The sequence below is a fragment of the Variovorax sp. 20P10.2.4 genome, assembly GCF_058244205.1.
On record NZ_JBZAYE010000304.1, the window covers coordinates 1 to 8,550 of the forward strand.

General features: G+C 70.1%; 7 protein-coding genes. 3 read left to right on the plus strand and 4 right to left on the minus strand.

Features of this window, described 5'->3' with window-relative positions:
- Together AC27VN_RS24485 and AC27VN_RS24490 are read left to right on the plus strand one after the other, a co-directional pair.
- On the plus strand, window positions 1-328 hold a 328-nt coding region (locus AC27VN_RS24485; RefSeq protein WP_490878192.1), incomplete at its 5' end, for a TolC family protein.
- A 165-nt stretch (window positions 329-493) separates the two neighbouring features.
- Complete coding sequence (locus AC27VN_RS24490) at window positions 494-2,911, plus strand: penicillin acylase family protein (RefSeq protein ID WP_490878193.1); 2,418 nt, start codon at window positions 494-496, stop codon at window positions 2,909-2,911.
- 10 nt (window positions 2,912-2,921) lie between these two features.
- On the opposite strand, the gene AC27VN_RS24495 is transcribed toward AC27VN_RS24490, so the two are convergent.
- From AC27VN_RS24495 to AC27VN_RS24510, 4 genes are read right to left on the minus strand one after another with little or no spacing between them, the layout of a single operon-like run.
- Entirely contained in the window at window positions 2,922-3,515 is a 594-nt protein-coding gene (locus AC27VN_RS24495) for an esterase/lipase family protein (RefSeq protein ID WP_490878194.1), read from the minus strand.
- The gene (locus AC27VN_RS24500; protein WP_490878195.1) at window positions 3,512-4,396 is read right to left on the minus strand and encodes a tetratricopeptide repeat protein; all 885 of its coding nucleotides are present in this window, start codon (window positions 4,394-4,396) and stop codon (window positions 3,512-3,514) included. The genes AC27VN_RS24495 and AC27VN_RS24500 overlap by 4 nt, the downstream gene beginning before the upstream one ends.
- Before the next feature lie 60 nt (window positions 4,397-4,456).
- Window positions 4,457-6,814: a cytochrome P450/oxidoreductase gene (locus AC27VN_RS24505; RefSeq protein ID WP_490878196.1), complete on the minus strand. Its 2,358-nt coding sequence runs from the start codon at window positions 6,812-6,814 to the stop codon at window positions 4,457-4,459.
- A gap of 26 nt (window positions 6,815-6,840) precedes the next feature.
- Window positions 6,841-7,818, minus strand: a complete 978-nt coding sequence (locus tag AC27VN_RS24510) for a Bug family tripartite tricarboxylate transporter substrate binding protein (protein ID WP_093340161.1) — start codon at window positions 7,816-7,818, stop codon at window positions 6,841-6,843.
- Between the two features lie 171 nt (window positions 7,819-7,989).
- Here AC27VN_RS24510 and AC27VN_RS24515 point away from each other — a divergent pair.
- The coding region (locus AC27VN_RS24515) for an IclR family transcriptional regulator (protein ID WP_490878197.1) at window positions 7,990-8,550 on the plus strand (561 nt) is incomplete at its 3' end.

The following is an 8,550-nucleotide window of genomic DNA, read 5'->3' on the forward strand; positions in this document are numbered from 1 at the left end:
GGCCATCGCCGCCGCCCTGGCCGATGCGCAGACGGCGCTGACCGGCGTCGCCGGCCTCGATGCCCAGGCCATCGCCCAGGCCGAGGAACTGAACCAGGCGCGGCGTGCCGAGGCGCTGGCCGAGTCGCGCTACCGGGCCGGTGCCGAAACCCTGCTGGTGCTGCTCGACGCACAACGCACGCTGCACGAGGCGCGCGATCGCGAGGTGCAGTTGATGCAGGCAAGGCTGGAGGCGCGTGTCGCGCTGTACCGGGCGCTCGGCGGCGGATGGCGCGCGGATGCCGAAGACTCGGCCTTGGCGCAGGAGCGCAGCAGCCCGCTGCACTAAACAAAGCGGGCGCTCGCGCGTCTGTACTTCTTGCAGCGGAGCAGCGGTCGCGCAGGAATTTCTTCCGGATCGTTCTGGCCGTACCTTCCTGGAATTCGCGTGACTCATTCTTCGACAGCGGCCGCCTCGCGGCCCGCAAGCCGGCGCGTCCGCCGATCGAGCAGCATGGCGCTTGCCGTGGCGGCGCTGATGCTGGGACTCGGTTTCGGCTCGGGCGTGCAGGCTCGGCGCCCAGCACCGCAGGCCGAGGCCCACGCGGCCATCGACATCCGCCGCACCACCGACGGCATTCCCCACATCCGCGCCGCCGACTGGCGCGGCCTGGGCTTCGGCCAGGGCTATGCGCAGGCGCAGGACGCCCTGTGCACGCTCGCCGATGCCTTCGTCACCTACCGCGGCGAGCGCTCCTTCCACTTCGGACCAGACGCGAAACCGGCCACGCGCTCCACCTTCGGCACGCCGGCCAACCTCGACCTCGACTTCTTCTTCAAGGCATTCGCCGGCGCACCGGCGATCGAAAGCCTGCGGCAGGCGAATCCCCCCGAGCTCGAACAGCTCATCGAGGGCTATGCCGAGGGGTACAACCGCTATGTGGGCACGCTCCACCAGCCAGCACCACGAAAGCCCGCCGTCGACGCCCGGCCCGCCTGCGCGGATGCGGCATGGGTCCAGCCCATCGGTCCCGACGACGTGCACCGCCGCATGATCGCGGCCGCTCTCGCGGGCGGGTATACGCGCTTCGTCGCCGAGATCGCGCAGGCGCAGCCCGCGGCCGCGGCGCCGCCTGCCTCGGCGGACCGGCTCTCGCTCTCGTCGCGGCTGCGCATCCCGGTGGGCGACGCGCAGGGCATCGGCAGCAACGTGCTCGGCTTCGGTGGCGCCGCCACGGACGGGCAGGGCGGTGTGCTGTTCGGCAATCCGCACTGGTACTGGGGCGGGCCCGACCGCTTCTATCAGGCGCATCTCACGCTGCCGGGCGCCATCGACGTGGCGGGCATCGCCTTCCTCGGCATTCCGGTCGTCATGATCGGCTTCAACAACGACATCGCCTGGAGCCATACCGTGTCGGCGGCCCGGCGCTTCGGCCTGTTCGGCCTCACGCTCGATCCCTCGGACGCCACGCGCTACATGGTCGACGGTGTTTCGCAGCCGATGCAGGCGCAGCCGCTCGCGGTCGAGGTGCGCCGTGCCGACGGCAGCGTCGAGACGGTGCGGCGCACGCTCTGGCGCACGCGCTTCGGTCCCGTGATCGATCTGGGCGCGCGCAATCCCGCGCTCGGCTGGCGCGCGGGCAAGGCCCTCGCGATCCGCGACATCAATGCCGACAACCCGCGCATCTTCCGCAACTTCCTGCGCTGGAACCGTGCGCGCTCGCTCGACGAGTTCATCGCGATCCAGCGCGAAGAGGCCGCCATGCCCTGGGTCAACACGGTGGCGATCGGACGCGGCGACAACCGCGCCTGGTATTCGGAGATCGGCGCGGTGCCCGATGTGCCCGACGACCTGCGCGCGGCCTGTGCCACGCCGCTGTCGAAGGCCTTCTCGGCCCTCGATGCCGAGACGCCCATGCTCGACGGCAGCCGATCGGCCTGCGACTGGCGGCGCGATCCGGCCGCCGTGCAGGCTTCGGCGATGCCGGCCGCTCGCATGCCCGCGCTGCTGCGCGAGGACTACGTGGCCAACATGAACGACAGCCATTGGCTCAGCAATCCGGCGCAGCCGCTCGTGGGCTTCGCCAGCGTGCTCGGTGCGGAGCCCGAGCCCTTGTCGCTGCGCGGCCGAGAGGGCCACCGGATCGCCGGAGAACTACTGCAGGCCCGCGAGACTTCCGCGAGTCGCCTGGCCGACCGGTTGTCGCGCAAGGTGCTCGAATCGCGCGCCTACAGCGCCGATCTGTTCAAGGCGCCGCTGCTGCGGAGTGCTTGCGGACCCGCATCGGTCGAGCTCCCGGCCGACGCCGGCGGTGCGGCGCGTTCGGTGGTGACAGGCCCTGCCTGCCAGGTGCTGCGCCGCTGGTCGAACCGCGCCGATGCGGATGCGCGCGGCGCGTTGCTGTGGGACTTCTTCTGGACGCGGCTGAGCGCGATGCCGGTGGACGAACTCCATGCCACGCCGTTTTCGGCGCAGGCCCCGCTTTCCACGCCTTCTGGCATCCGTGAAGGCGATCCGCGCATCGCGCAAGCCCTTGCCGGCGCCGTCGAGGACATGAGGAAGAAGGGCTGGCCGCTGGACGCACCGCTGGGCGGCCAACGCTTCGTGCGCGGCGGCGGAAACAGCGTGCCCTTGTTCGGCGGCTGCGATGCGGAGGGCTACTTCACGGTCGCCTGCGCCGATGCCGAAGGCAGCTATCGCATGGGGCCCGACTCGCACGGCAACACCTACCTGCAGATCGTCCACTTCGACGCACGCGGCGTGCATGCCCGCACGCTGCTCGCGCACGGCGAGCGCGAGACCGCAGTGACGAACGGCGCGGGCGCCGCACCCGTGTTGCGTTATGCGCGCAAGGACTGGCTGCGCTTCCCGTTCCGCGAGGAAGAGATCGCGCGCGATCCGAAGCTGGTGCGCGAGACGCTGCGGCCCTGAGCGACGCGCTTCAGGCGCGCGATGCGTCCAGCGTATTCATCCGCTCGACGATGTCCGCGCAGACGCGTGCGTTGCCCGGCATGAACCGATGCAGCAGGGACCGCGCATCGAGGCTGCTCGATGCACGCGGCCAGTGGGAGCTGCGGGCCGGGAACACCGTCACGTCGAAAGACGTCCAGTAGCCGAACACCGCCATCCGTGCGAGCCGATGCTCCGTGCGCCGGAGCTCCTCGAGCACCGGGCTGCCGGGCCGCATGTCGCGGGCGCCCTTTCCCGGATAGAGGTAGGCCAGCAGCGTTCCCCGGTGCGGCGCCGAGACGGCGAACAGGGCCTCGCAGCGCGCATGCCCGTCGAGCAGCTGCAGGTAGTGGCGCGAGACGATGCAGCCCATGCTGAAGCCGACGATGGCGATCGGCTCGGTCGGGCCGAGCTGCTCGTCGACGTAGGCCTTCAGCTTGCAGGCAAGGTCATGGATGCCGCGGCGTCCGTCCGCGGGCTTGAGCGCGGGTACCCAGCAGCGATGGCCGGCGTCGCGCAGGCTGCGCTCGAGGCGCCGGAAGATCGCGCCGTCGTCGAAGATGCCGTGCACCAGCACCACGTTCATGCCGTGCGTTCCTTCGGCCTCGCTTCTTCGTCGGGGGCGCGCACCTTGGGTGCGCGCTGCTTCAGGCGCTCGATGTAGCGCAGTTCGCTGCGCGACATCGCGTTGGTGGGGTCGAGCGCGAGCACGCGTTCGTGCAAGGCCTTGGCGGCATCGAGATCACCGAGCTCGACCTCGGCAAAGGCCATGCCGCGCAGTGCCCGCGTGGTCTCCGAGGTCTTCACCTGTTCCGGGCTGAGCTGTGCTGCGTCCAGTGCCTGCTTGAACCGGTCGAAGGATGCGCGCCAGTTCTTCTCGAGCGCATCGATGTTGCCGCGCTCCGACAGGTACTTGGAGTTCTGCGGCGACAGCAGGATGGCGGCATCGAAGGCCTGCCTGGCCTCCGGAATCCGGTGCAGGTCGACCAGCGCGAAGCCCTGCGTGAAGTAGGCGAGGCCGAACCAGGGGCCATGAACCTTGGCCGGCGTGTTCGCGCTGGCGGCCTGGCCCAGGTAGGCGAGGGTTTCGACCAGGGACCGCGACGAGAACGAGAGGACGCCGATCTCGCGATAGCGCTTCTCGTACTCGACGACGGCCTGTTGCGCCAGCGGCAGGGCCTCGGCCGGCTTCTTCGCCTGGATCAACGACAGCGCGCGCAGCACCCGTTGCGCGTTGGCGTCGTTGTCTTCATCGGATGTGGCGGGCGCAGGCTTGGCCGAAGCCGTGGCCTGCGCGGTCGGCTCGATCTTTCCTTCGGGCTGTGTCGCGCATGCGGCCAGCAGCAGCGACAGAAGCAGTGCCGCGCAAGCCTTGCCGCGGGCCTCGAACCTTGTCATGTCTCCCATTCCTCGTTCCCTGCATATTCGCGTGCCGGGCACGGTAGCGGAAGGCAGGCCGAACTGCAACGACAGTTCGATGACAGAAGTTCGGGCGTTCGCGGCGGATGCTTCGCGCCCGGACCGGGCTCAGAGCTCCAGCACCAACCGCTCCCCCGCACAAGCCCGCGAGCAGCAAGTCATCATCCGTCCATTCGCCTCCCGCTCCGAGCGCGTCAGCACCACGTCGCGGTGGTCGACCTTGCCGGCCAGCACGCGCACCTCGCACGAGCCGCACAGGCCTTCCTCGCAGTCGCTCTGCACGTCGATGTTGGCGGCGCGCAGCGCGTCGAGCACGGTGCGGTCGGCCGGCACGGGCACGACGATGCCCGAGTCCTTGAGCTCGACCTCGAAGGCGTGCTCCTTCGACGGGTCGAGCGTGCCGAGCTTCGATTCGAAATGCTCCACGCGCAGCGAGTCCCCGGGCCAGGCGGCGCAGCAGGCCTCGAGGGCGTCGAGCATGCGCGCGGGGCCGCAGGCATAGACCTGGGTGCCTTCGCGCGGCGTGGCGAGCAGCGCGGCGAGGTCGCAGCGCAGGCCTTCCTCCTTCGCGTAGACATGCAGGCGCTCGCCATGCAGCGCCGCCAGTTCGTCGACGAAGGCCATGCGCGCGCGGCTGCGGCCGCTGTAGTGGATCTCGTAGGCCAGGCCCAAGGCCTTGGCGCGGCGCGCCATCGCGGCGATGGGCGTGATGCCGATGCCGCCGGCGATCAGGATCAGCCGCTGGCGGCTCTCGTCGAGATGGAAGTGGTTGCGCGGGCCGCGCACCTTGAGCTTGTCGCCGGGGCGCACGTTGGCATGCACCCAGGCCGAGCCGCCGCGGCCGTCTTCCTCGCGCAGCACGGCGATCTCGAGCACGTCGGCCTCGGCCGGGTCGCCACACAGCGAGTACTGGCGCGAGAGGTCGGGCGAGCCGCATTCGATGTCGATGTGCGAGCCGGGCGTCCAGCGCGGCACGGGGCGGCCATCGGGCGTGGCCAGGCGCAGCTTCACCACGCCCTCGGCGACCGGGGTCACGCTCTGCACCACCATCTGGCGCGAGATCGCATGCTTCGAGGGCTCGCCGATGCGCACGGGCACCTGCTGCTGCAGCAGCGCGGCATCGCGGCGCTCGGGGTTGTGGGCCGGGTCCCATTCGACCCACAGGTGCTCGGGGCCGCGGAACGAGGTGTTGGGCACGTAGCTGAACTGCTGCTCGGCCAGCTTCATGTGCGGCAGGCGGCGCGTGAACTCCTCGAGGAAGATCTGCATCTCCATGCGCGCGAGGTTCTTGCCCATGCACTGGTGCGAACCGTAGCCGAAGGTCAGGTGGTCGCTGGCGTTGTCGCGCCGGATGTCGAACAGGTCGGCATCGGCGAAATGCGCCTCGTCGTGGTTGGCCGAGGAGGTGACGATCAAGAGCTTCGAGCCGGCGGGAATGTCGATGCCGCCGACCTGCACGTCCCTGGTCGCGAGACGGCGCCAGGCCGCGACCGAGCCGTTGTGGCGCAGGCATTCCTCCACCGCGCTCGAGATCAGGCCGGGGTCCTCGCAGATGTCGCGCCAGGCCTGCGGATGCTGCAGCAGCAGCTTCATCGCATTGGCCGTGGCATTGGCGGTGGTCTCATGCGCGGCCACGATGCCGGCCATCATCATCGAGTGCAGGTAGGAGTCGGTCACGACCTCGGGATGCTCCTTCTGCTTGCGCAGGCCGTAGGGCATCCAGCCCGGCGCGTCGGGGTTCAGGCGCATCTTGTCGAGCACCTTGCCCGCGAACTGCCAGAAGTTGCCGACCGCGTGCGCCACCGCCACCTGCTCCTCGGGCTTGGGGCGGCCCCAGGTGTTGACGGTGTGGGCGATCGAGTACTGGCGCAGCGTGTCCATGTCCTCCTCGGGCACGCCGAGGAAATGCAGGGCGACGGTCAGCGGCACCTCCCACAGCATCTGGTCGACCAGGTCGGCGCGGCCGTCGTCGATGAAGCGGTCGACGTACTCGCGCGCGAGCTGGCGCACCATCGGCTCGTGGTGCTTGAGCGCCTCGGGCGTGAACGGGTCCATCAGCACGCGGCGGCGCGGCATGTGGGCCGGCTCGTCCTCGTTGACCAGCGTGCGGTTGAGCGCGAAGCCGTAGCTCGCGAGCACCGCGTTGGCCTCGGGGCCGGTGGGCGTGATCTTCTCGAGCGCGATCGAGGGGCTGAAGGTGAGGTTGTCGCGGAAGATGGCCTTGATGTCCTCGAAGCGCGTGACCACCCAGTAGCCGAGCTTCGGGCTGTAGAACACCGGCTCCTGCTCGCGTGCCCAGCGCACGTACTCGGGCGGATCCTGCTGGTAGCCGTCCTCGAAGGGATCGAAGTCGGCGGCGCGCCGGCTCACCGGGCAGCCGGTGGGCGAGCGTTCGGCGGACAGCTCGCCGTGCGCCACGGGGCAACCCCCGGTGCGCGCGGCGGCGGCTTCGGAAACGGTGGACATCGAGAAGGCTCCTTCCGCGCGGCGCGTCAGTCCAGGGTGATCTTCAGATCGCGGATCAGCTTCTGCCAGCGCACGGTCTCGCTGCGCAGCAGTTCGCCGAACTGCGCGGGCGTGTTGCCCACGGGCTCGACGCCGAAGTCCTCGAGGCGCTTGCGCACCGTGGGTTCGTTGATGGCCGCGACCACGCGCTTGTTGAGCGCGTTCACCACCTCGGGCGGCGTGGCGGCGGGCACCACCATGCCGACCAGCGCGGCGGCTTCCACGCCCTTGTGGCCGAGCTCGGCGAAGGTGGGCACGTCGGGCAACTGCGGCAGCCGCGTGGCGTTGGCCACGGCGATGGCCTTGACCTTGCCGCCCTTGATGAAGCCCGCGCCCGCGGCGAGGTCGACCATCATGGCCTGCACCTGGCCGCCGGCCACGTCGGTGAGGGCCGGTGCCGCGCCGCGGTAGGGCACGTGCACCATGAACAGGCCGGCTTCGGTCTTGAGCAGTTCCATCGCCAGGTGGTGCGGGCTGCCCGCGCCGGCCGAGGCGTACGAGAAGCTGCCGGGCTTGGCCTTGGCCTGGGCGATGAAGGTCTTGGCGTCGGCGATGCCGCTGGCCGGATTGACCACCAGGATCATCGGGAAGCGACCCATCAGCGTGACCGGCGCGAGGTCCTTGGTGGGGCTGTACGACAGCGACTTGTAGAGCGAGGGGTTGAACACCATGGTGCCGTTGTCGGCCGACAGCACGGTGTAGCCGTCGGCCGCCGAGCGCGCGGTCTCCGCGGCCGCGATGGCGGTGTTGCCGCCGGGCTTGTTGTCCACCAGCACCGGCTGGCCGGCCTGCGTCGACAGCGTCTGGCCGATGGTGCGCGCGAGGAAGTCGGAACCGCCGCCGGCGGCATAGGGCACGAGCCAGCGGATGGGCTTGGCGGGGTAGGCGGCGGCCTGGGCGAAGGCGGTGCTCGTGACGGCGAGCGCGGGGAGGGCCAGCAGGCAGCCGGCCAGGAACTTCTTCATCGTGTCTCCTGGTTTCTAGGGTTCTGGGAAGCGCAATCCGGGGTCAAAATCCGCGACGGCGAGTTTTGCGTAATGATTGTACGCATAGCGTAAATCGCGAGGCAAGCCCTCGGGCCACCGTACTTACCATCGGGTGCCCGCCACTTTTTTCGAGAACGAGACGATCAGCACATGGCTTCCACCCCGAAGAAAAGCGCCCCCGCCAAGCCGAAGGCCGCAGTCGCAAGGTCGTCCGCCACGCCCGCGCCGCGCGAGCGGCGCCAGCGCGTGCAGTCGGCCGAGACCGGCATGGCGGTGCTCAAGGGCCTGGCGCGCATGGGCGGCAACGCGGGCCTGTCGGGCCTCGCGGCGCACGTGGGCGAGAGCCCGGCCAAGGTGCATCGCTACCTCGCGAGCCTGGTGCAGGAAGGGCTGGTGGCGCAGGACGTCGATTCGCAACGCTACCGGCTCGGCCCCGAGGCCATCAACATCGGCCTGGCCGCGATGCGCCAGTCCGACCCGGTGCGCGCGGCCGAGCCCGCGCTGGTGCGGCTGCGCGAAGGGCTCGAGGTCACCTGCTTCGTCGCCGTGATGGGCAACAAGGGCCCGACCGTGATGCGCTTCGAGGAGCCGGGCCTGCCGGTCACGGTCAACGTGCGCGCGGGCTCGGTGATGTCGATGCTGTGGTCGGCCACGGGCCGCGCCTTCCTCGGCCTGCTCAACGAGCGCAGCGTGCGCGAACTGGCCGAGCAG